The organism is Arsenicicoccus dermatophilus (assembly GCF_046267915.1).
Classification (GTDB): Bacteria; Actinomycetota; Actinomycetes; order Actinomycetales; family Dermatophilaceae; genus Arsenicicoccus; species Arsenicicoccus dermatophilus_A.
Genome location: NZ_CP176520.1, coordinates 1,429,274 through 1,451,095 on the forward strand (window position 1 = coordinate 1,429,274; position 21,822 = coordinate 1,451,095).

Annotated in this window: 22 protein-coding genes and 2 pseudogenes; 15 read left to right on the forward strand and 9 right to left on the reverse strand. The window is 72.1% G+C overall.

What is annotated here, in order from left to right; genetic code table 11:
• The first annotated feature begins 1 nt into the window (after position 1).
• Positions 2-742, forward strand: a complete 741-nt coding sequence (locus ACK2IS_RS07010) for a 16S rRNA (uracil(1498)-N(3))-methyltransferase (RefSeq protein ID WP_409485424.1) — start codon at positions 2-4, stop codon at positions 740-742.
• 483 nt (positions 743-1,225) lie between these two features.
• Here the strand turns inward: ACK2IS_RS07010 and ACK2IS_RS07015 are convergent.
• Both ACK2IS_RS07015 and ACK2IS_RS07020 read right to left on the reverse strand, forming a co-directional pair.
• Positions 1,226-1,513: pseudogene (locus tag ACK2IS_RS07015) on the reverse strand (integrase core domain-containing protein); the annotation flags it as partial.
• 139 nt (positions 1,514-1,652) lie between these two features.
• Positions 1,653-2,249, reverse strand: coding sequence for a transposase (locus ACK2IS_RS07020; RefSeq protein WP_409485425.1), 597 nt, complete (start codon positions 2,247-2,249; stop codon positions 1,653-1,655).
• A 150-nt stretch (positions 2,250-2,399) separates the two neighbouring features.
• Here ACK2IS_RS07020 and ACK2IS_RS07025 point away from each other — a divergent pair, with 150 nt between their 5' ends.
• The gene (locus ACK2IS_RS07025) at positions 2,400-3,650 is read left to right on the forward strand and encodes an MFS transporter (RefSeq protein WP_409485426.1); all 1,251 of its coding nucleotides are present in this window, start codon (positions 2,400-2,402) and stop codon (positions 3,648-3,650) included.
• A gap of 20 nt (positions 3,651-3,670) precedes the next feature.
• Here the strand turns inward: ACK2IS_RS07025 and ACK2IS_RS07030 are convergent, their stop codons facing one another.
• Positions 3,671-4,558 carry a Gmad2 immunoglobulin-like domain-containing protein gene (locus tag ACK2IS_RS07030; protein ID WP_409485427.1) on the reverse strand — a complete coding sequence of 296 codons (888 nt, stop codon included), beginning with the start codon at positions 4,556-4,558 and terminating at the stop codon, positions 3,671-3,673.
• Positions 4,559-4,691: 133 nt separating this feature from the next.
• Between ACK2IS_RS07030 and ACK2IS_RS07035 the strand changes: the two genes are divergently transcribed.
• Genes ACK2IS_RS07035 through era form a run of 5 tightly spaced genes read left to right on the forward strand, consistent with a single transcriptional unit; the run spans position 4,692 to position 8,997 of the window.
• Entirely contained in the window at positions 4,692-5,066 is a 375-nt protein-coding gene (locus ACK2IS_RS07035; protein WP_409485428.1) for a histidine triad nucleotide-binding protein, read from the forward strand.
• Positions 5,067-5,116: 50 nt separating this feature from the next.
• Positions 5,117-6,250 (forward strand): PhoH family protein, encoded by a 1,134-nt coding sequence (locus ACK2IS_RS07040; RefSeq protein ID WP_409485429.1) that lies wholly within the window; start codon positions 5,117-5,119, stop codon positions 6,248-6,250.
• Complete coding sequence (ybeY, locus tag ACK2IS_RS07045; RefSeq protein WP_409485430.1) at positions 6,247-6,708, forward strand: rRNA maturation RNase YbeY; 462 nt, start codon at positions 6,247-6,249, stop codon at positions 6,706-6,708. Before ACK2IS_RS07040 ends, ybeY begins: the two co-directional genes overlap by 4 nt.
• 4 nt (positions 6,709-6,712) lie before the next feature.
• A complete protein-coding gene (locus tag ACK2IS_RS07050; RefSeq protein ID WP_409485431.1) occupies positions 6,713-8,086 on the forward strand; it encodes a hemolysin family protein in 1,374 nt (457 codons plus the stop codon).
• Positions 8,083-8,997, forward strand: a complete 915-nt coding sequence (era, locus tag ACK2IS_RS07055; RefSeq protein WP_409485432.1) for a GTPase Era — start codon at positions 8,083-8,085, stop codon at positions 8,995-8,997. The genes ACK2IS_RS07050 and era overlap by 4 nt, the downstream gene beginning before the upstream one ends.
• Before the next feature lie 77 nt (positions 8,998-9,074).
• Here the strand turns inward: era and ACK2IS_RS07060 are convergent, their stop codons facing one another.
• Positions 9,075-9,536, reverse strand: a complete 462-nt coding sequence (locus ACK2IS_RS07060) for a hypothetical protein (RefSeq protein WP_409485433.1) — start codon at positions 9,534-9,536, stop codon at positions 9,075-9,077.
• A gap of 173 nt (positions 9,537-9,709) precedes the next feature.
• Here ACK2IS_RS07060 and ACK2IS_RS07065 point away from each other — a divergent pair, with 173 nt between their 5' ends.
• From ACK2IS_RS07065 to ACK2IS_RS07075, 3 genes are read left to right on the forward strand one after another with little or no spacing between them, the layout of a single operon-like run.
• Positions 9,710-10,003, forward strand: coding sequence for a hypothetical protein (locus ACK2IS_RS07065; protein ID WP_409485434.1), 294 nt, complete (start codon positions 9,710-9,712; stop codon positions 10,001-10,003).
• Positions 10,003-11,676: a hypothetical protein gene (locus ACK2IS_RS07070; RefSeq protein ID WP_409485435.1), complete on the forward strand. Its 1,674-nt coding sequence runs from the start codon at positions 10,003-10,005 to the stop codon at positions 11,674-11,676. The genes ACK2IS_RS07065 and ACK2IS_RS07070 overlap by 1 nt, the downstream gene beginning before the upstream one ends.
• Positions 11,676-12,494, forward strand: coding sequence for a hypothetical protein (locus tag ACK2IS_RS07075; protein ID WP_409485436.1), 819 nt, complete (start codon positions 11,676-11,678; stop codon positions 12,492-12,494). Before ACK2IS_RS07070 ends, ACK2IS_RS07075 begins: the two co-directional genes overlap by 1 nt.
• A gap of 27 nt (positions 12,495-12,521) precedes the next feature.
• Here ACK2IS_RS07075 and ACK2IS_RS07080 read toward each other — a convergent pair whose 3' ends face one another.
• Complete coding sequence (locus tag ACK2IS_RS07080; protein ID WP_409485437.1) at positions 12,522-13,700, reverse strand: M4 family metallopeptidase; 1,179 nt, start codon at positions 13,698-13,700, stop codon at positions 12,522-12,524.
• Positions 13,701-13,995: 295 nt separating this feature from the next.
• Between ACK2IS_RS07080 and leuA the strand changes: the two genes are divergently transcribed.
• The 4 genes from leuA to ACK2IS_RS07100 all read left to right on the forward strand — a co-directional run bounded on the left by leuA (position 13,996) and on the right by ACK2IS_RS07100 (position 17,758).
• On the forward strand, positions 13,996-15,717 hold the full coding sequence (gene leuA / locus ACK2IS_RS07085; protein WP_409485438.1) for a 2-isopropylmalate synthase: 1,722 nt from the start codon (positions 13,996-13,998) through the stop codon (positions 15,715-15,717).
• 105 nt (positions 15,718-15,822) lie between these two features.
• Entirely contained in the window at positions 15,823-16,134 is a 312-nt protein-coding gene (locus tag ACK2IS_RS07090; protein WP_409485439.1) for a helix-turn-helix domain-containing protein, read from the forward strand.
• Positions 16,131-17,333 (forward strand): type II toxin-antitoxin system HipA family toxin, encoded by a 1,203-nt coding sequence (locus ACK2IS_RS07095; RefSeq protein WP_409485440.1) that lies wholly within the window; start codon positions 16,131-16,133, stop codon positions 17,331-17,333. Before ACK2IS_RS07090 ends, ACK2IS_RS07095 begins: the two co-directional genes overlap by 4 nt.
• A gap of 128 nt (positions 17,334-17,461) precedes the next feature.
• The gene (locus tag ACK2IS_RS07100; RefSeq protein ID WP_409485441.1) at positions 17,462-17,758 is read left to right on the forward strand and encodes a class I SAM-dependent methyltransferase; all 297 of its coding nucleotides are present in this window, start codon (positions 17,462-17,464) and stop codon (positions 17,756-17,758) included.
• 146 nt (positions 17,759-17,904) lie between these two features.
• Here ACK2IS_RS07100 and ACK2IS_RS07105 read toward each other — a convergent pair.
• Together ACK2IS_RS07105 and ACK2IS_RS07110 are read right to left on the reverse strand one after the other, a co-directional pair.
• Positions 17,905-18,147, reverse strand: a pseudogene (locus ACK2IS_RS07105) (toxin).
• A complete protein-coding gene (locus ACK2IS_RS07110) occupies positions 18,144-18,389 on the reverse strand; it encodes a ribbon-helix-helix protein, CopG family (protein ID WP_409485442.1) in 246 nt (81 codons plus the stop codon). The pseudogene ACK2IS_RS07105 and the gene ACK2IS_RS07110 overlap by 4 nt, the downstream one beginning before the upstream one ends.
• Before the next feature lie 54 nt (positions 18,390-18,443).
• Here ACK2IS_RS07110 and ACK2IS_RS07115 point away from each other — a divergent pair, with 54 nt between their 5' ends.
• Positions 18,444-18,872 (forward strand): O-methyltransferase, encoded by a 429-nt coding sequence (locus ACK2IS_RS07115; protein WP_409485443.1) that lies wholly within the window; start codon positions 18,444-18,446, stop codon positions 18,870-18,872.
• Positions 18,873-19,349: 477 nt separating this feature from the next.
• Here ACK2IS_RS07115 and ACK2IS_RS07120 read toward each other — a convergent pair whose 3' ends face one another.
• Positions 19,350-20,885, reverse strand: coding sequence for a cellulase family glycosylhydrolase (locus ACK2IS_RS07120; protein ID WP_409485444.1), 1,536 nt, complete (start codon positions 20,883-20,885; stop codon positions 19,350-19,352).
• 167 nt (positions 20,886-21,052) lie between these two features.
• Positions 21,053-21,679, reverse strand: coding sequence for an alpha-ketoglutarate-dependent dioxygenase AlkB (locus ACK2IS_RS07125; protein ID WP_409485445.1), 627 nt, complete (start codon positions 21,677-21,679; stop codon positions 21,053-21,055).
• Between the last annotated feature and the right edge of the window lie 143 nt (positions 21,680-21,822).

A 21,822-nucleotide genomic window follows, 5' to 3' on the forward strand; every position in this document is an offset into this window, starting at 1 on the left:
CATGACCGCGCCGCTCTTCCTGCTCGCGCCGGGCTCCCTCGACGGGATCACGGCGGGCGGCTCGGTGGTGGTCGACGGCGCCGAGGGGCGCCACGCCGCGGGCTCCCTGCGGCTCCAGCCGGGGGAGGAGGTGCTGCTCTCCGACGGCAGCGGACTGCAGGTCCAGGGCACGGTGCACCAGGTCGGGTCCGGCGAGCTGACGGTGTCCGTCACGTCCGTATGCCGCACCGAGGCGCCCGACCCCCGCTTCGTCCTCGTCCAGGCCCTGGCCAAGGGCGACCGCGACGACCAGGCCATCGAGGCCGCCACCGAGCTCGGCGTCGACGAGGTCGTGCCCTGGGGCGCCGCCCGCTCGATCGTGCAGTGGCGCGGCGGCCGCGCCGCCAAGGCCCACCGCAAGTGGCAGCAGGTCGTCACCGCCGCCACCAAGCAGTCCCGGCGCACGCGCACCCCGGTGGTGGGGGAGCACGTCACCAGCCGGCAGCTCGCGAGCCGGGTGGCGGCGGCGACGTGCGCGCTCGTGCTCCACGAGGACGCCACCACCTCCGTCAACGAGGTCGAGCTGCCGGCCGCGGGCGAGGTGCTGGTCGTCGTCGGCCCGGAGGGCGGCATCTCGCCGGACGAGCTCGCCACCCTCGCCGAGGCGGGCGCCCACGTGGTGCGCCTCGGGCCGCACGTGCTCCGCTCCTCGTCCGCAGGGCCGGCCGCGCTGGCCGTCCTGCTCGCCCGCGCCCGTTGGTGAGCGCCAGAGGCGGACGAGACGAGCACGACACGCGGCAGCAGCCCAGGAGCGTTCTACATCTGGAGTTCTGACCTGTGGTGATGGGCATGCAGACGGCGGTGGTGATGGTGGTGGGGCGGTGTGGGAGTCCGTGGTGGCGGCGTAGGACTCGCCAGGTCTTCAGCTGGGTGTTGGTGTGTTCGCCTCGGGCGCGGAGGCAGGCTTGGGGGGCGTTGACGGCTTTCTCGTTGACCGAGAGGGTGCGGTGTTGGAACAGGCCGGTCGTGGGGTGGCGGTGGACGGCACGGATGGGGGTGACTCCGGGCTCCGATACCGGTGTATCCCTTGGCCGCGAGGACGAGGACACCCTGGCCGGTGAGTCGGGCGCGAGGGTCTGGGGCAGGTGGTGTTCTCGGGCGGCGCGTATGTCGTGCCGGGCGCTCGGGCCCGCTGGGGAGCACCAGGGATTGCGGTTGTTCTGGTTGATGGTGGTGGTGTGGTGTTTCAGGCCGCGTGAGCGGTCTGGTTGATGGTCTCAAACTCGATGGGGGTGAGCTTGCCGAGGGCTCGCTGCCGGCGTCGGCGGTGGTAGGTCTTCTCGATCCAGGTGACGATGGCCAGGCGTAGCTGGTCACGGGTAGCCCACCGCTGCTGGTTGAGGACGTTCTTCTGCAGCAGGGCGAAGAACGACTCCATGGCGGCGTTGTCCGCGCTCGTCCCGACCCGCCCCATCGACCCGGTCAGGCCGTGCGCTGTCAGCGCGGACACGTAGGTTCGGGCACGAAACTGGGTGGGTTCAACCGGTCGTGGCAACACCGGCTTGATCCAGCGATCGTGAGTGCTCGCCGAGCGCTTCTGCGGGTGTCTTCCATCCGAGGACCTTGCGGGGCCGGTTGTTCAACGTGTACGGGGATTGTCGCTAGCTCCTCTGTCAAGCGGCGAGGTAGAGCTGAGCTCGTTGGTCGGTTCGTAGGGCTTGGTAGATGGTCCTGGAGAGGTGGCGCTTGAGGACGCGCAGGGCTTCGCGGCCGGATTTGCCGCTCTCGACGCGGCGCTTGATGAGGTCCTTGGCGGGTTGGTGGTGGCGGGCCTGGGTGAGGGCGATGCGGTGGATCGCGGTGTTCAGTTGCCGGTTCCCGGTTCGAGACAGTCTGTGACGGGGCACGTTCGATGACCAGACCGGCAGGGGCGCGGTGCCGTTGTAACTGGCGAACGCGTCGCTGCTGGTGAAGCGCTCGATGCCGGCGGTCTCACCGAGGATCTTGGCGGCGGTCAGGGTGGCGCAGCCAGGGATGGCCAGGAGTGCGGGTGCGTGTTCGAGCGTGAGTTCTTCGAGCTCTTGCTCCAGGTCGCGGATCGTGCGGGTAAGGTCGCGGGCGCGGGAGTTGGGCGCTGAGCCATTGCTTCCTCCGGAGCATCGTGCACGATGTGCTTTTCGCTTGTTGTACCTCGGTAAAATCCTTGACGGGATGCCGGAGGCTCTCTTTGGCCCTGAATGGGTTGAGCTCGTGACTTGGCTGCGCTCCAATGCGCCAGCACCTTACCGTCTTTCGGCAGTGGGCGAGCGAGTCATTGCCTCGGCTGTTTTTCCCGATTTGGACCCAGAAGAGGAGTATCAGTGGGAAGTGTTGGGCCACGATTCGATTGCATGAACCCCAGCGAAAAAGAAGCGTCAATTGTGTCGCGTCGCGGTAAGCCGCTACGTCGAGCGCGCCAGCTCATGGTGGCCGGGCTGGCGATCTCCGTCCTCGGCAACCGGCTTGTGGAGGGCGGCGTCGACGGGTTCGCCGCCATGTCCACGATCCCAGTCCTCGCCGTAGTCTGGCTCACCGCGGTTGACAAGGTCATCGACTTCGCTCTGCCTCTCTACGCCCGCCTGCTCCAGCGGTATCCACCCGACCTGGCCCTGCTGGCCGAGGACGGTGTCGAAGTCGTCGGGAGCCTGATCGCGGCAGGTCTGATCGCGGTGCGACCCGCGTGGGCGGTGCCCGTGCTGCTCGGCTACCTGGTGCTGTCCTCCCTGACCCTGCCCGTGGTGGACATCGCGGACGAGTTCTACGGGGCGGTGGTCGCGCAGGAGGACCCAGACCAGGCCCTCGACCTCAACGCCTCCCTGCACGCCTGGATGGGGGGTGTGGCCATGGTCGCGTCCCCGCTGGGGGCGCTCCTGGCAGGGGTGAGCGTGACCGCCCTGCTGATGGGGAACGTCGCCCTCACGCTCGGCGGCATGGCCTTCCGGCTGCGGGCACGCCGCACCTTCCCGATGCGGGCGGTGGTGGATGAGGACCCCGCCGAGTTCGCCTCCACCGGGGAGCGCATGCCGTGGCGGCAGTTCGCCCACGACCTGCTGCGCTCCGGCCCGTCGAGCCCGCTGCTCGCCGTGGTGCTGGCCTTCACCGGCTGCCTCAGCGGGCACCTGGTCATCATCTGGGGAGCCCGCTCGTCAGGCATCGACCCGAGCCGTGCCATGACGGTCCTGCTGCTCGCCTTCGGGATCGCCGGGGTGATCGGACCGCTCGCGGCACGCCCCGCCACCCGGTGGCTCGGGCCCACGAAGGTGCTGCCGTGCGCGGCGCTCGCCTCCGCCGCCAACGTCGCCGGGCTCGCCCTGGCGATCTGGGCGGTCGGGCCCTCCCTCCTGCTGGCAGGGACCTTCGTCCTGCTGAACGTGACCCTAGGACGGCTGCGCAACGTGGCGCTCGAGACGACCCGGCAGCACGTCTTCCGCGGCCAGCAGTACGCGCGAGTCATGTCCTGGTCGTACACGGGTGCGGCGCTCGGGACGGTGCTGGGGATGCCCGTCGCCTACGCCCTCGGGGTGCAGGACGACCCGCGCACTGGCCTCGTCCTGGCAACCTTGCTGTGGCTTGCGGTCGCAGCGGTGATGACCAGTCGCACGCGGCCCGCGGCAGCCGAGACGGGCGGCTGAGCGGCCACAGGCGGTGCGCCTCAGCGGACGGTGAAGGTGCGGACCACGCGGCCGACGGGCGCCTGGCCCTCCCCGGAGCCCGGCGCCCACGCCTCGAAGCGGTAGGTACCCCTCGCCAGATTCCCGAGGCCGACGCGCCAGGACCCGCGGGTCGGGCACGCGATCGACGCCGTGGTGAAGCCGGGGCGCTCGCTCGTGCCGCGCGTCAACCGCCAGGCGACGTTCGCCTCGGGCGAGCAGGCGCTCCCGCTGACGGTGACGGGCTTGCTCGCGGGCACGACCTGGCCGGCGCCGGGGGAGTCCACCCACACGGCTGCGAGCTCCTTGAGCTGGGCCAGGCCGGAGGCACGACGATGCATGCCGCCCGCCATCACCGGGCCCACGACCTTGCCGTCGCGCGAGCGGAAGGTCGCCGGCAGGTCCTTGCCGACCGTCGCTGTCACCGTCCACACCACCGGCGCCACCGCGACCCGCGCCGTCTCGGCGTCCACGGCGCGCGTCGGCCCGTCGAGGGCGACCACGATGCGGTCCCGCTGCACCTGGACGTCGGTGACGACCCGCTCGCCCCAGGCGTTGACGTGGCCGCGACGCCCGGCCTCGATCGTCGCGGCGTTCGCGGCGGCCTCCGCCCGGGCCGCGACCGTGCGCAGGCCGGCCGACGCGGCGACATACTCCCGGTAGAGACGCAGCGTCGGCACCGCGCGGCCGCGCGCGTCCCGCGAGGTGGTGCCGTCCTGGTCCACGAAGTAGACCGGCAGGGCCGGCGCGGCCGCGGTCACCGCAGCGGACCGCGCGGGTGCAGCCTGAGCGGGCGCCGGTACCGCCTGCGCGGACAGCGCGGGGACCCCGCCCAGGGCCAGCGCGCAGGCCGCGGCCGCGAGCGCTCGCCTCGTCGTCGTGATGTCCATGTCGCCCTCCACCCCAGGGGATCTCGCTGGTCGCCCCCTCCCGTCACCCGCTGTCCGCCCGGCGGCGCGCACCGGGGGAGAGGCGATGGAGGCCTCGGACGACTGGACGGCGCGGCCTCGCTAGGGTGAGGACATGAGCGATCACCAAAAGGCATCAAATCGTGACCCTGCGTGCCTCTTCTGCAAGATCGTGGCGGGCGAGATCCCGGGCGACGTCGTGCACGAGACCGAGACCACCCTCGCCTTCCGTGACATCCAGCCGCAGGCCCCGACCCACGTGCTGGTGATCCCCAAGGCCCACCACGCCGATGCCGTCGCGGCCACCCGGGCCGACGCCGCCCTGATGGCCGAGGTCGTGCTCGCCGCCGGCGAGGTCGCCCGGCTCGAGGGGATCGCCGACAGCGGCTACCGCCTCGTCGCCAACACCGGCCGCGACGCCCAGCAGAGCGTCGGCCACCTGCACCTGCACGTGCTCGGCGGTCGCTCCCTGCAGTGGCCGCCCGGCTGACCGACGTCCTCCCGGCCGCCGGGCACGCCGCCCTCTAGACTGATCGGACGATGACAGACCACACCCCAGCCCTGCGGCAAGCCCTGGCGGGTCTCGAGCCACCCACCACCCCTCCGGACGCCTCCTCGCGCGAGGCCTGGCAGCACACGATCGTGATCCCGCCCTCGGTGCCGATGCTGAGCCTGCTCGGGCCCAACGACGAGCTGCTGCGCACCGTCGAGCGGGCCTTCCCGCAGCTGCAGATCCACGTGCGGGGCAACCAGATCCGCCTCGAGGGGTCGTCCTCGGACGCCGCGATCGTCGAGGACCTGGTCGGCGAGCTGCTGGCGGTAGTCGAGCAGGGCTCGCCGATCAACAAGGATGCCGTCGAGCGGTCCATCGCGATGATCCGCAGCCAGGCGAGCGTGCGCCCGGCCGACGTGCTGACCACCAACATCATCTCCGCCCGCGGCCGCACCATCCGGCCCAAGACGCTGGGGCAGAAGCAGTACGTCGACGCCATCGACAGCCACACCATCGTCTTCGGCATCGGCCCGGCCGGCACCGGCAAGACCTACCTCGCGATGGCCAAGGCCGTCGCCGCGCTGCAGGCCAAGGAGATCACCCGGATCATCCTGACCCGGCCGGCCGTCGAGGCAGGGGAGCGGCTCGGCTTCCTGCCAGGCACCCTCACCGACAAGATCGACCCCTACCTGCGGCCGCTCTACGACGCGCTGCACGACATGCTCGACCCGGAGATGATCCCGCGCCTCATGGCGGGCGGGACGATCGAGGTGGCCCCGCTGGCCTACATGCGCGGTCGCACCCTCAACGACGCCTTCATCATCCTGGACGAGGCGCAGAACACCTCTCCCGAGCAGATGAAGATGTTCCTCACCCGGCTCGGCTTCGGCTCCCGGATCGTCGTCACCGGCGACGTCACCCAGGTCGACCTGCCCGGCGGCACCCAGTCCGGGCTGCGGGTCGTCCGCGACATCCTCGACGGGGTGGAGGACATCCACTTCGCCGAGCTCACCCCGCAGGACGTCGTCCGCCACCGCCTGGTCGGCGAGATCGTCGCGGCCTACGGCGAGTGGGACGAGGCGCGGCACGCCCGGAGCGAGGCCCCGCAGGGGCGGGGCCTGCCCCGGCTCCGGGACGAGCCGCGTCGCCATACCGACCAGGAGCAAGGCCGCCACCGATGAGCATCGACGTCCACAACGAGACCGACCACCGCGTCGACGAGCGCGTCCTGGTGTCGCTGGCCCAGTTCGTGTATGCCGCGATGCGCGTCCACCGCGGCGCCGACCTGGCGATCACCCTGGTCGACGAGGCCGCCATGGAGCGGCTGCACGTGCAGTGGATGGATCTCGAGGGTCCCACCGACGTGATGAGCTTCCCGATGGACGAGCTGCGGCCCGGCCGTGAGGGCGAGCGGCTGCAGGAGGGGGTCCTCGGCGACATCGTGCTGTGCCCCTCGGTCGCGGAGCGTCAGGCGGTGACGGCGGGCCACTCCACCCAGGAGGAGCTGCTGCTGCTGACCACCCACGGGCTGCTGCACCTGCTCGGCTACGACCACGCCGAGCCGGACGAGGAGCGGGAGATGTTCGAGCTGCAGGGCCGGCTGCTGCGCGGCTACCTCGGCGGTCGGGCCGGGGCCTGAGGCCGTGACCACCCAGCTGATCGTCGGGGCCCTGCTCGCCCTGCTCCTGTCATTCTTCCTCGCCCTGGTCGAGGCGGCCGTGCAGCGGCTGTCGCACCACACCGGCGAGGAGCTGGTCGCCGAGGGCCGCCCCGGGTCAAGGGCCCTGGCCAAGGTCGTGGCCGACAAGCCCGGCTACATCGCGGCGGCGACCTTCCTGCGGGTGGTGGCCGAGTCCACCACGGCCGTACTGATCACCGTCGCCATCGGCGAGCACGTCGACGGACCGGTGCGTCCGCTGCTGCTCAGCATCGCGCTGATGGTGGTGGCGTCCTTCGTGCTGACCGGGGTCTCCCCGCGCACCCTCGGGCGGCAGCACGCCGGCACGGTGGCGCTCGTCGCCGCACCGGCCCTGGTCTGGCTGCGCCGCGTCCTGGGACCGATCACCCGCCTGATGGTCGTGCTGGGCAACGCCGTCACCCCTGGCAAGGGTTATCAGGACGGGCCCTTCGCCTCCGAGGCGGAGTTGCGCGACCTCGTGGACATCGCCACCGAGAGCGACGTGATCGAGCACGACGAGCGGGAGATGATCCACTCGGTCTTCGAGCTGGGCGACACCGTGGCCCGTGAGGTGATGGTGCCGCGCACCGACATGGTGACCCTGGAGCACGACAAGACCCTCGGCAAGGCGATGTCGCTCTTCCTGCGCTCGGGCTTCTCGCGGATCCCGGTGGTGGGCGAGGACTCCGACGACGTGCTGGGGCTGCTCTACTTCAAGGACGTGGCACGCCGGGTCAACGACGACGACGGCGCTCGGGCGCTGCCCGTCGAGGAGGTCATGCGTCCCATGGCCTTCGTCCCCGACAGCAAGCCCATCGACGACCTGCTGCGCGAGATGCAGAAGGACCAGGTGCACCTGGCGGTCGTCGTGGACGAGTACGGCGGCACCGCGGGTCTGGTCACCATCGAGGACGTCCTGGAGGAGATCGTCGGGGAGATCGCGGACGAGCACGACCGCGAGGCCCAGGGTGTCGAGGAGCTGGCCGACGGCACGGTGCGGATCCCGGCCACCATGCACGTCGACGACTTCGCCACGCAGTTCGACGTCGCCCTCGAGGAGGACGACGTGGACACCGTCGGCGGCCTGATCGCCAAGCTCTCCGGGCGGGTGCCGATCCCCGGGTGCACGGTGCAGCTCCTCGGTCTGGAGCTGGTGGCGGAGAAGCCCGCCGGACGCCGGCACCGGATCGCGACGGTCGTCGTGCGCCGGCTGCCGCAGACCACGTCGCCGGTCGAGGTGTGGGAGGCTGAGCGCTCGCGTGAGCACGCCGACCCTGCTGGTGACGGCGCGGGTCACGAGGGTCACGGAGCCACCCGTCACGTCGAGGAGCACGCATGAGCATCCCCTTCCGCGCCGGGTTCGCCTGTCTGGTGGGCCGGCCCAACGCCGGCAAGTCCACGCTCACCAACGCCCTCGTCGGCCAGAAGGTCGCGATCACGAGCAGCAAGCCGCAGACCACGCGGCACACCATCCGCGGCATCGCCAACGTCGAGGGCGGCCAGCTGGTCCTGGTCGACACCCCCGGCCTGCACAAGCCGCGCACCCTCCTCGGCCAGCGGCTCAACGACCTGGTCCGCGAGACCCTGCTGGACGTGGACGTGGTCGGCTTCTGCCTGCCCGCCGACCAGCGGCCCGGGCCTGGCGACCAGTTCATCGCGGCCGAGCTCGCCGAGCTGCAGCGGGCACGACGCACCCCCGTCGTCGCGCTGGTCACCAAGATCGACAAGGTCGACCGGCAGCGGCTCGCCGAGCACCTCATCACCGTGGACCAGCTCGGGGCCTGGACCGAGATCGTGCCGTGCTCGGCGACTGCGGGTGACCAGGTCGACGACGTCGCGCGGATCCTGGTGTCGCACCTGCCCGAGTCGCCGCCGCTCTATCCCGAGGGCCACCTGTCCGACGAGTCCGACGAGGTGATGATCGCCGAGCTCGTGCGCGAGGCCGCCCTCGAGGGCGTGCGCGACGAGCTGCCGCACTCGCTGGCCGTCGTCGTCGAGGAGATGGTGCCCCGCGAGGACCGGCCCGACGACAAGCCGATGATCGACGTGCGCGTCAACGTCTTCGTCGAGCGCCCCTCCCAGAAGGCCATCATCATCGGCCGTGGTGGCTCCCGGCTGCGCGAGGTCGGCACCGCCGCGCGCACCCAGATCGAGGCGCTCCTCGGGCAGCGGGTCTACCTCGACCTGCACGTCAAGGTGGCCAAGGACTGGCAGCGCGACCCCAAGCAGCTGCAACGCCTCGGTTTCTGACCACGCTCAGCACCCTTCCCGATCTGCCTCGGGCTGCAGCACGAGACAGATCACGGACCGGCTCCAGCGGTCGACGCTCACGCACCACCGGTGGCGTCCTCCGCGTGCGAGCCCGGCCCCCGGTGGCAGGTGCACCTGCGCCCCAGCCATTGCAGCATCGTGTGCCGGGCCCACGACCCGATGCCCCAGAGGGTCCCGCGCACGCTCCGACGGCGGACCGGCGGGTGGTCCACGGTGACGCCGGGCAGCTCGGCCCGGACCTGCCGGGCCAGCTCGTGTCCCACCCGTCGCCACGCAGCCCACTCGCGCCGCAGGGCGAGTCGTTCGCGCAGGTCCTGGGGCTCGGGCTGGTCCAGGCCGAAGTCGGCGAGGGTCGTCCACCAGGTCTGCCACGCCTCCAGGCGAGCCGCGAGACCGGGGGAGAGGCCGAGCTCCTCCGGCTCGAGAGGTCCCATCAGGTCGATGTCGGTGCTGATTCCCCACACCGGGAAGCGAAGTCCCCACTCGGTCATCAGCTCCACGTGTTCGTGTCGCGTCACGTCGGCAGGCTGACAGGTGCGCCGCGCCGCGGCGAGCGAGTTTCCGACCGGCTCGCCTGTGGACGGTGCAAGAGCTCTTGCAGGGCCTGTGGATGGGCTGACGGCCACCTCCTGACGGCGGCCTAGCCTGGCTGTCACCGCCCCGTCGGAGGGCGCTGACCTGGGAGGTGGCCATGACGGCGTACGGCGTGAGCACCGACGCGGTGGACGCGAGCGGGCGTGCGGCACGGACCCTGGCCGACGAGCTCGCCGCCGCTCGCGTGGCCACCGTCCTGGACGAGGTCGCCGGCGCCCTGCCCGGCAGCCTCGCCGGTGTGGCTGCGGGCGACCTCGGGGCCCTGCTCGACGCCCGCACCACCGCGGTGGCCGGGCGGGTCGGGTCCCTGGCGTCCGGCCTCTGCGTGGCTGCGGGCGGCTACGCGGCGTGCGAGGCCGAGGCGACCGCTGCTCTGGGTGGTGGACGCTGATGGCCTCGCTGGAGACACTGCGCCGGTGGTCCCCGGACGGGGTGCGGCAGGTGGCCGCCGGGGTCGCGGCCAGGGGCGAGCAGCTGACCGGCCTACGGGATCGGCTGGGGAGCCAGGTCGCCGGCTGGCACGGCGGGGCCTCCGCCGCCGCGACCGAGGCGCTGGTCTCGGCGCGGGCGGCGATCGGCGAGCGGGTCGACGAGCTGCTGGCCGCCGAGGTCGCGCTGGACGCCGCTGCGGCCCGGCTCGACCAGGTGGCCGCGGACCTGCGCCGCATCGAGACCGACGTGGCCTCAGCGGGTTTCGCCTTCGTGGGCGACGGCGAGGTGGTCGACCTGCGGACCGGCGCCGAGGCCGCGACCGATGCCTGGTCGCCCGCCGAGCGGGAGACCACCCGGCAGCGGTTCAGCGCGGACCTGACGACCCTGATCGCCCTGGCCGAGGACGTCGACCACCGACTCGCGGTGACCCTGCAGGGTGTCGGCGACGGCACCGTGCGGGCGCAGTGCGTCCCCGGCCTTGCCCCGTCGGTGACGCCGGACCGGCTGCTCGGGGGCAGCCAGGCTCACGACGAGGACCTGCGGGTGCGGGCCCGTCAGGTGGTCGGCACCGTGGCCGAGCACGTGCGCAAGTGGGGCGTCGGCCCGATGACCAAGGGCGCGCGGCAGCGCTACCAGACGGACGATGCGTTCGCGGACGCCGTCGACGACTACGGCACCCACAACGACGCGGGGATGCTCGCCCGCGACGTCCTGCTGGCCACGCAGGACGACGAGCTCGCCCGGTGGGTCTTCGAGCATCCCTACGAGTGGGCGCACGAGGCCGCGCCGATGGAGAGCCTGGACGGGACGCCATACGTCATGGACATCCCGGTGCAGCACTCGCCGGCCACCACCTGGGCCCGGCTCGCCACCGCCGTGAGCTATGGCTATCTCGACGGGGCCCGCCCTACCGGGCTCGGGGCCGGGTCGACCGTGATGAAGGACGCCCTCGCCGCCAAGCGGGCCGCGCACGACATGTTCAGCAGCCTGGAGCGGCAGGCGGCGCGCGAGGAGGGCCGGCTCTGGCGGAGCATCGCCGAGGGCCACTCGTACGACAAGCACGTCCTCGGCCGGGACACCCGCAAGAACCGCTGGGTGATCCCGGACATGCCCGAGATCCGGTCCAGCGACGAGCTGCTGCGCCGCGTCGAGGACACCCGGCACACGCAGCCGACCGTGCACCTGGCCGAGGACCGGTCGATCACCGTCGAGCCCGCCGACGACCACCTCGTCATCACCAATCCCCGGGACAGCGACGGGGGCACGACCTTCCGGGTGACCAAGGAGCACTACCTGGAGAAGCTGGCGAAGGAGGACGTGACGAAGCGCGGGCCGGCGGACGGGCCACGCACCGCGACCCCCGCCCTGGCCGACCAGGAGGCCTTCTACCTCGCCCGCAACGAGGCCTGGAACCGCTACGAGGCGGTCTATCGTCCCGAGCACCTCGTCGGCGCCCACGTCGCCCAGGCGGCCGACCACCCCCTCCTGAAGGCCATGGGCACACCGCTGCCCGCACCGCACCCGCCCGCCCCGCCCTCCGGGCCGCACACCCTGCAGATCCCCGACGCCCTGCGGCAGTCCGTCCTCGTGGCGCCGTTGCCGACCGACCACCTCCACGACAAGGACCACTGATGCAGCTGCTCGCCCACCGCGACGACGACCTGGCCGTGACCCTGGACGGGCGCGAGCTGGAGACCCTCCTCGACGTGTGCGACGAGATCGACCACCTCGCCCTCGTCGACGGGCTCGGCGCCCTCCCGCAGGACGCCGCCGACCTGCGCCGGGACTTGCGTGAGGTAACGGTGCTCGCCAGCCAGCTGCGCCCCACCCACGTGGCCGAGCGCGAGCCCGGGATCCTCGGGAGGCGGGGCGCCCCGCTGGTCGCCGGTCTGCGCGAGCCCGACGGGCGGCTCACCCGGCTCGTCGAGAGGTTCTCGCCCCGGCTCGACCGGTCGTATGCCGACCTCGTGCACCGCCACCATGCCGAAGGCGCCTGGGCCGTGACCCTGCAGGTCCTGATCTGCGGGCTCGCCGCCGCGGGCGTGCAGCTGACGCGGGTGGAGGACGAGTCGTTGCTCGTCCTCGCGCGCACCTGGCTGGGGGAGACGAGCTATCTGGACGCCCTGCGGTCGTGCAGCAGCCGACTGGCGCCCGCCACCCGCACCGAGCTGGCGGCACGCGCCTGCCCGCCGCTGCTGACCGGGCGGGTGGTGCAGCACCTGGAGGACGTCGACGGGTATGCCCACCTGCGGCTCGACCGGGCGTCCTTCGGACAGGTCCGGCGGCTGGTGACCCAGGTGGCTGCGGTGGTCCCGCAGGAGGACGAGCGGTTCGCGGCGCACTACCGCGCGGGGCTGGCCCAGCTGAGCGGGGACCTCGACGAGATCGCGCGGGAGCTGGATCGGGTGCCGGTCGGGCGCCGGATGGGCCGGTGGCTCGGCCGGGGCTGAGGCGGGTCAGGGCGGCGCTGAGGCCGGTCAGGGGCGGGCCGGGGTCACCTCGACCGTGCGCCAGGCCTCGGTGACCGCGTCGACCTCGCGCGAGCGCGCGCCATACCGCTCGGTCGCCGCCGTCAGCGTGTGCCGGGCGAAGGTCGCGAAGTCGCAGTCCTTCGGCAGCGCAGGACCGTTCACGCCGAGCAGCGTGTCCCACCAGATCTGACCGGCGCGCTCCCAGGCGTGGCCGCCCAGCGCGTCCGCGACGAGGTGGAACGCGCGGTTGGGGATGCCGGAGTTGACGTGGACGCCACCGTTGTCACCGGCGTCGTCGTGCGACAGGTCCTGGTAGCCGGACATGCTCGCGGGCTGCGGGTCCTTGCCCAGGTGCGGGTCGTCGTAGGCCGTGCCAGGTGCCTTCATCGAGCGCAGGGCGATCCCCCGGACCTTGGCGGTGAACAGGCCCGCGCCGATCAGCCAGTCGGCCTCCGCCGCCGTCTGCCCGAGGGCGTGCTGCTTGGTGAGCACGCCGAAGACGTCCGAGATCGACTCGTTGAGCGCCCCGGACTGGGCGACGTAGGTCAGCCCGGCGGTGAACTGCGTGAGCCCGTGGGTCAGCTCGTGCCCGATGACCTCCACGCAGTCGGTGAACGAGGCGAAGTAGACCCCGTCCCCGTCGCCGAAGACCATCTGCTGACCGTCCCAGAAGGCGTTGTCGTAGTCGCGGTCGTAGTGCACGCTCGCGACCAGGTGCAGCCCGTGCCCGTCCAGCGAGTCGCGCCCGTAGACCTCGGCGAGCAGCCGGTGGGTGTCGCCGAGCCCGTCGTAGGCCTCGTCGACCGACTCGTCCTCGGCGGCCCGGCCGCCCTCCTTGCGCACCACCCGGCCAGGCAGCCGGGTCAGGTGGGCGGCGTCGTGGATCTCCCGGACTGGGTGCGGCTCAGGCGGGGTCGGGGCCGGTGGGGTCGGGGAGGGGACCGGTGCGCCAGGGGTCCTCGGCGTGTGCCGCCCCTCCCGCAGCCCCATCGCCCCGGGCAGGCGCGGCTCCGGGCGGGAGGTGCGGACCACCCGGGCGCCCCGCACGCTGGCGTCCAGCGCCATCGTGCGGCGGGCGGCCTCCGCGGCGCCCCGCTCGGGGGCGTCGGCGGCGATCCGGCGCAGCAGGTGCGGCGGGACGATGCCGCAGCGCGGGAAGCCTGGGGGGACGGGGCGCGTCGTCATGCGCCCAGTGTGACCCTTCGGTCCCCTGGCCGCCCTGGGTGGAGCGCGTCATGCCTCGCCCGGGCCGTCCGCCGGGCGCACCCCGTCCCACCATGCGGGAAGCCCGCGTGGCAGATGGACTCGGCGAAAGCATCGCCATACGGTCGGTGACGTGGACATGCGGACCGGAGCGCTGCTCCTTCCCTGCCGCGGCGAGGCCTGCTGACGACGGCCGCTCCTCGCCGCGGAGGTCGTCCTGCCCGGTCGTCGCCCCGACGACCCGCACCCAGTCCGACGAACCCAGAGGCGAGACAGCATGATCCACCCGCAGCAGCCCAGCCCGATGCCGGTCCGCAAGTACCGTCCCTTCCACGAGCAGATCCAGGTCGACCTGCCTGACCGCACCTGGCCCGACCGGGTGATGACCCAGGCGCCGCGGTGGTGCGCGGTCGACCTGCGCGACGGCAACCAGGCCCTCATCGACCCGATGAGCCCGGAGCGCAAGCTGCGGATGTTCCAGCTGCTGGTGGCCATGGGCTACAAGGAGATCGAGGTCGGTTTCCCCAGCGCCAGCCAGACCGACTTCGACTTCTGCCGCCAGCTGATCGAGGGCGGCCACGTCCCGGACGACGTGACCATCCAGGTGCTCACCCAGTGCCGCGACCACCTCGTCGAGCGGACCTACGACGCGCTGCGGGGTGCGCGGCAGGCGATCGTGCACTTCTACAACTCCACGTCGGTGCTGCAGCGCAAGGTGGTCTTCGGGCTGGACCAGGACGGCATCGTGGACATCGCGCTGCAGGGCGCCCGGCTGTGCAAGAAGCTCGAGGAGACCCTGCCCGAGACCACGATCTACTACGAGTACTCGCCGGAGTCCTACACCGGCACCGAGCTGGAGTTCGCGGCCCGGGTCTGCAACGAGGTCATCGAGGTCATCGACCCGAGCCCCGACCACAAGATGATCGTCAACCTGCCCGCGACGGTGGAGATGGCGACCCCCAACACCTACGCCGACTCGGTGGAGTGGATGTGCCGACACCTGGATCGCCGTGACTGCCTGGTGGTCTCGCTGCACCCGCACAACGACCGGGGCAGCGGCGTCGCAGCGGCCGAGCTCGGCTGTCTCGCGGGTGCCGACCGGATCGAGGGCTGCCTGTTCGGCAACGGCGAGCGCACCGGCAACGTCTGCCTGGTCACCCTGGGCATGAACCTCGCCAGCCAGGGCATCGACCCGCAGATCGACTTCACCGACATGGCGGGGATCCGGTCCGTGGTCGAGCACTGCAACCAGCTGCCGGTGCACGAGCGGCATCCGTACGGCGGGGACCTGGTGTTCACGGCCTTCTCCGGGTCACACCAGGACGCGATCAAGAAGGGCTTCGAGTGGATGGCGCGCGAGGCGGCCGAGAAGTCCTGCGGCGTGGACGACCTCGTGTGGGGTGTGCCCTACCTGCCGATCGACCCGCACGACGTCGGCCGGTCGTACGAGGCCGTGGTGCGGGTGAACTCGCAGTCCGGCAAGGGCGGCGTGGCCTACATCCTCAAGTCCGAGCGCGGGCTGGACCTGCCCCGCCGGCTGCAGGTGGAGTTCAGCGGAGTCGTGCAGCAGCGCACCGACACGCAGGGCGGCGAGGTCACCCCCGACGCCCTGTGGGAGATCTTCGCCGACGAGTACCTGCCCACCGAGCGGCACTGGGGGCGCTTCGTGCTCAAGGGGGTTCGTGGCGACGAGGGCGACGAGCAGGGACGGGGAGCGTGGCGCTTCCGGCTCGACGACGCCGGCCACGAGGTCCTCCTCGAGGGGCACGGCAACGGCCCGATCGCGGCCTTCGTGTCGGCGCTGGGCGACCACGGCGTGGACGTGCGGGTGCTGGACTACGCCGAGCACGCGATGGGCTCCGGCGAGTCCGCCCGGGCGGCGTCCTATGTCGAGTGCGCGGTCGGCGAGCGCGTCCTGTGGGGTGTCGGCCTGCACGAGAACATCGTCCGCTCCTCCATCGAGGCGGTCGTGTCGGCGGTCAACCGCGCGCTGCGGTGACCTCCGCGGGGTCCGACCTCTCCGGCGTGGATGATCTGATGGCTCAGATCTGATCTGTTATCCAGGTAAAAGGATCAGATCTGACCCATCGACTAGGATCGACGTATGACGACCCCCACGCCCCGCCCCGTCCTGCGGGCGCTGGCCCGGATCGGTGGTTCGCTGCGTGGCTGGCGCACCCTGCAGGGCCTGACGATCGAGCAGGTGGCCGACCGCGCGGGGGTGTCGACCAGCACCGTCAAGCGGATCGAGTCCGGGCAGGGCGCCGCGCTGGAGGCCACGCTCCGGGTCGCCCGCGCCCTCGGGGTGCTCGACGACCTCGTCGCCTCGGTCGACCCTCTGCGCAGCGACATCGGTCGCCTGCGCGCCGAGGAGCTCCTGCCCACCCGAGGACGGCGGCGGGGGGCGGCGTCATGAGCGTCGAGGTGTGGCTGTCCGCTGCGCGGGACACGCGGGTCGGCACCCTGCACGCACACGCCGGCCGTGGGGCACAGTCCTTCTCCTTCGCGTATGCCGACGACTACCTCGCGCGGCCGGACGCCTACCCGATCGACCCTGCACTGCCCCTGCGCGCCGGCGCCTTCCACTCCCACGGGCGACTCTTCGGCGCGCTGGCGGACTCGGCCCCGGACCGGTGGGGCAGGACGCTGGTGCGGCGCACCCTCGCCGAGGCGGCCCGGGCCTCCGGCGAGACCCCACGCCAGCCGGGAGAGCTCGACCTCCTCCTCGGGGTGCGCGACGACCTGCGGCAAGGCGCCCTGCGCTATCGCCTCGCCGATGACGGCTTCGAGGCTGCCGCCGAGGAGGGGGTCCCGGTCCTCACCGAGCTCGGCGTGCTGCTGTCCCTCGCGGACCGGGTGCTGGCCGACGAGGCCGACCTGTCCGACCTGCGACGGCTCGTCGGGGCCGGCTCGTCTCTCGGCGGGGCCCGTCCCAAGGCCCACGTGAGGCTGCCCGGCGGGGCAGTGGGTATCGCCAAGTTCCCGGCCGCGCTGCACGACGACTGGAACGTCATGGCCTGGGAGAAGGTCACCCTCGACCTGGCGGCCGCGGCCGGCATCACCGTGCCGCCCAGCCGGCTGATCCCCGTCGCCGGACAGGACGTGCTCGTGGTCGAGCGGTTCGACCGGCGCGGCGACCGGCGGGTGGGCTATGTCTCGGCCATGACGATGCTCGAGGCCGCCGACGGCGACCGGGCCACCTGGCTCGACCTCGCCGAGGTGGTCGAGGAGGTGTCACCCCGGCCCGTCCAGGACCTGCGCGAGCTGTGGCGGCGGTGCGCCTTCGGCATCCTCGTCGGCAACACCGACAACCACCTGCGCAACCACGGCTTCCTGCGCGAGCGCACGGGCTGGGCGCTCGCCCCGGCCTTCGACCTCAACCCGACACCCTTCGCGGCGGAGTTCGCGACGGACGTGGCCGACCTGGGAGACGGCGGGTCGACGCAGGCCGCGCTGGACGTCGCGGGCTACTTCCGGCTGGGACGCGACGAGGCCGAGACGGTGCTCGGCGAGGTGCGGGACGCGGTGCTGGGGTGGGACCGCGCAGCGGCGGCATACGGCATCGGCGAGCGGGAGCGCGCCCGGATGGCACCGGCCTTCGCCAGGGCAGATTGACCCGGGCACCCGGCTGTCGCCAGGAGACGCACCACCCGTCGACCCGCGTGCGAGATCCCTGCGGGGACTCGCGCGACGAGCGCGCCCAGTCCGGGCCGACCGCGCACACCGGCTCTACCGTGACATCCGTGGATGCCCGACTGCGCACCTTCCACGACGACTTCTACCGCGACTGCGTGGAGCCCGACCGGGTCCGCAGCGACCGCCTGGCACGCTGGCGCAACCTCAAGCCCGACTCGGCGGAGCTCCTCGCCGTCGTCACCAGGGCTGCCGGACCGCGGACCATCCTGGAGCTCGGCACCTCCAACGGGTACTCGACCTGTTGGCTCGCCGACTGCGCCCGAGACCTCGGCACCCACCTGACCAGCGTCGACAACGATCCCTTCCGCCCGGGGCGAGACGGTGACGTAGGCGGCTGTCCGTAAAGCCAGCACAGCCCCGCGCCTGCCCAAGAGGCAGACCTTTCGGTCCGGCGCCGCTGAGTCACGGGGCCGTGATTGGGGTACTGCTACAAGGCGGTGGGCGCCGCGGGTATCGCGCGTCAGCTCGCCACCAGCGGCAGATCCGGTTCTTAGGGGAGCAGGTCCCAGTACTGCTTGCGCGCCGGCATCGCGTGGATGACCAGCTCGTTGCCGCTCTCGAAGGTGAGAACCACGGTCTCGAGCAGCCGACCCGCGGTGTCGAAGCCCAGCCGGAGGTCGCGATGGGGCCAGTCGTCAGCCTCCAGCGGTTCGATCCACTGCGCCCAGTGGGCAGCCTAGATCGCGTCCTCCTCTTCGACCCCGTGCTTGAGGGCGCTGGGATGGATCTTCACGCCGCGAACTCGGCCAGCGCCCGACGGATCACCTCGGAACGGCTCACCTGGTCGCGGGCGGCGATGGTGTCCAGTGCCTTCACCTCGTCAGTACTCAACCGGACGGCAACGACCTGCATGGGCTCTGCTCCTCGCCCCGGGCGACCGCGCCCACGACGCTTCAAGGCCCCCGCGTCGTAGCCCGCCTCGGCCTCGTCGGCCCAGGCCTGGACCTGCTCGTCGGTGATCTCGTCCTCACGCATGACAAAATCGTAAACGAAAATCGCGACCGTGGGAACGAACTCCCGCAACTCGACATGACCGCGAGATCATGGCCGTACTCCGCGCGGTCGGCGTCTTGTGGGTTCTCTACAACGACGCCGACCCCGCTCACACACGATCCGCAGCGGACCGCGGCCGCCGCCGAGACCCTCGGCCGGGCCGGTCTGGACGAGGTCGTCCGGCTCGTGACCACAGATGCCGGCGCCCATCTTGCCGCGTTGCCCACGGCATCGATCGACCTGATCTTCCTGGACGCCGAGCGACCGGCCTACGTCGGCTACTGGCCCGATCTGCGCCGTAGCCTCACCGGGCGGGGCACCCTCGTCGTCGACAACGTCATCTCCCACGCCGAGGAGGTCCGGGACTTCATCGCGCTCGTGGGCGCGGACCCCGACTTCGCGGTGGCGACGGCACCCACGGGGGCCGGGTTGCTCCTGGCGACGAGGGTCCGAGGATCTCGCTGACGGGTCGGTGACCCGGGGCGTCGCCTGGCGGTATGCCGGCCGCGACCGCCCAGGGCATCGGCGCGGCGGAGGCCTTCGGGCAGCGGCGCGGGTGACGCGATCCGTGCCGACTGTCCGGGCGCGGGGCCGTTGGCCGGTTGCCGCAGGGCAGCGGCCACGCAACCTGTCAGTCGTCACGCAATCGGTCAGTCGCCGATCAACCTGTCAGTCGCCGCGCTCCGGCATACTGGGTCGTGGCGGCCCGGGTCAGCCGTCGAGGCCGGGCATGAGGTCCAGGTCGTCGCCGAGCAGCCAGTGAGCAAACCACGCGAGGTTCTGCGCGAGGATCGCGTGGTGCTCGCGCGGCCGGGTGATCCCGTGTGGCGGCCACCCTGCCGCCGGCCCTGTGAGATCGAGACCGTATGACGGGAGACGAACGCCCCCACGCTTCTCCCGCCATACGGCCTCAGCACCCGCCGGTGCGGGCTGTGCCCGCGGTCAGCGGGTGGCCTTGGTGCGCGTGATCGTCACGCGCGCGTCCTTGACGCCGGGCTCGAGGTGCAGTCGCACCACCGCGTCGCCCGGCCGGGAGGTCACCTTCGCCCCGGTCGCCTCGACGGTGTAGCCCGCCGCCCGGATCCGCTCGGGCACCACCACGGTCGTCTCGTCCTGCGGTCCGGCGACGGTCTCGTCGGGCCGGACCGCGGACCAGGTCATCGTGAAGATCCCCTTGTCGCGGTCGTAGCCGTAGGCCGAGGGGCGTCCGGCGACCCGGTCGGGGTGGATGACGGCGATGGCGTCGAGCTTCTTCCAGTCGACGTTGTCCCCGGTCGGGTCCTTGCGCGGGTCGAAGACGAGGGCCTGCTCGTTGCCCGGACCCGCGGTGGTCGGGTCACCGCCGGTGTAGGCCCAGTACTGCCAGCCGACGAGATTCTTGGCCGCGAGGTCGGTCTGGGCCCGCAGCACGTCCTGGGCCGTGATCGCGCCGAACTCGGTCATGAGCAGGCCGGACCCGGTGGCCGTGGCGTGGGCCTCGGCGTTGGCGAAGACGGTGGCGTCCGGGCCGGCGCAGCCTGCGTAGCGGTGCATCGTGGCCTGGTTGACGCAGTAGTCGTGGAAGGACAGGGCCAGGTTGGTGCCCTTGAGCCGCACGTGGGTGGGCTTGGCGATGTTGAAGAACTGCATCGGCTCGTAGTAGACGGTGGTGCGCGGGTCGACGGCCCGGATCGCGTCGACCGCCTTCTGCTGCACCGCGGACAGGCGCCCGTCGGCCTTGGGACAGCCCTTGGCCCCCAGGCACTCGAGGTAGCCGTGGCCCGGGAAGGGCTCGTTGTAGAGGTCGTAGCCCATGACCCCCGGGACGTCCTTGAAGTGGGCCGCGGTGTGACCCCAGGCCTTGGCGAAGTGCGTGGCGATGCCGACGCCGTCGGCGGCGGGGGCGTCGTCGTAGAACGAGTCGTAGGAGTTCTTGACGCCCTCGTTGAGGAAGTAGTTGCCGGGGAACCCGGCCTTGACGATGTTGGGGGCGCCCTTGTCGAGCACGGCCCAGTCCGGCCACCCGTTGCCCTGGAACTTCGGGTTGACCATGTCCTGGTGGAAGTCGAGCAGGCTGCTGATGCCGTGCGCGTGCAGCAGGGCGACGGTCCGCTCGATCCGCTGCAGGTAGGCGTCGTCGTACTTGCCCGGGGACGGCTCCACGCCGGACCAGATCACCCCGAGCCGCACGCTCGTGAAGCCCTGCTGCTGCAGGAAGGCCGCGTCCTCCTCGCCGAAGCCGACGGCGTCGGGGGCGTAGGGCGCGTTCTTCTCCACCTCGTTGACGCCGTGGGTGATCACGACCCGACGCTGACCGTCGACGATCCAGCGGCCGTGGGACTGCCAGCGCTCCACCTCCCCGGCGCGGGTGGAGACCAGGTGCCGGGCGGGTCCGGTCGCGGTCTGCGGGGTGTGGGTCTGCGCAGGGGCGGCCGCGGCCGGGAGGGCTGGTGCGGCGAGGGCGAGTCCCAGGGCGATAAGGGGTGCCGGGCGTGTCATAGGGGGACCCTACTCACAGGTATGCCGGGAGGAAAGTCGTGGCCACCAGATGATCCGCCTGCCGAGATCACTGTCTGCGCACAGTGATTCGCGGTCGCTCGTCGTGTCTCGGGTCGGGATGCGCGATGGCGCTGCGTCCCGGTGGGCCTCCGGGTGGCGGACCCGTCTCAGCGGACCCCGTGCGGCCGGAGCTGGATCGAGATCCGGGGCCCGACCGCCTGGGAGGTCTTGGGGACGGCGTGCTCCCAGGTGCGCTGGCAGGACCCGCCCATCACCACGAGGTCGCCGTGCCCGAGCGAGAACCGGTGCGCGGTGGGCCCGCCGCCGCGGGGCCGCAGGGCCAGGGTGCGGGCGGCCCCCACCGAGACGATCGCCACGACGGTGTCCTGGGTCGACCCGCGTCCCACGGTGTCGCCGTGCCAGGCGACCGAGTCGGCGCCGTCGCGATAGAGGCACAGGCCCGCGCTGGTCAGCGGCTCGCCCAGCTCGGGCAGGTAGTGCCGCGAGAGCCGGTCCCGCAGCTCTACCAGGGTCGGATCGGGCAGCGGCTCACCCGTCCCGTAGTACGTGGTCAGGCGGGGGACGGTCACCTCCGCGTCATACATCTGCCGTCGCTCGGCGTGCCAGGGCACCACCTCGACCAGCCGGTCGAAGAGCTGCTGCGAGCCCTGCAGCCACCCCGGCAGGTGGTCGACCCAGGCGCCGTGCGCGAGCGGGGTGCGCGCGATCGCGGCGAGCGGCCCAGGAGCGCACTCGTCACCGAGGTCCAGCAGCGATCCCTGCATCCCGATCATGTGTTCGATGCTATCTGCGACCACGGGTCCGCGCCTCGACGATCCGGGCGACGAGCCAGGCCCCGGTCAGGTCGAGCCGAGGCGGCGGGGGAGGCGCGGCGCGGGAGGGCAGGGGCGGTGGTGCGAGGTGGGACGATGGGGCG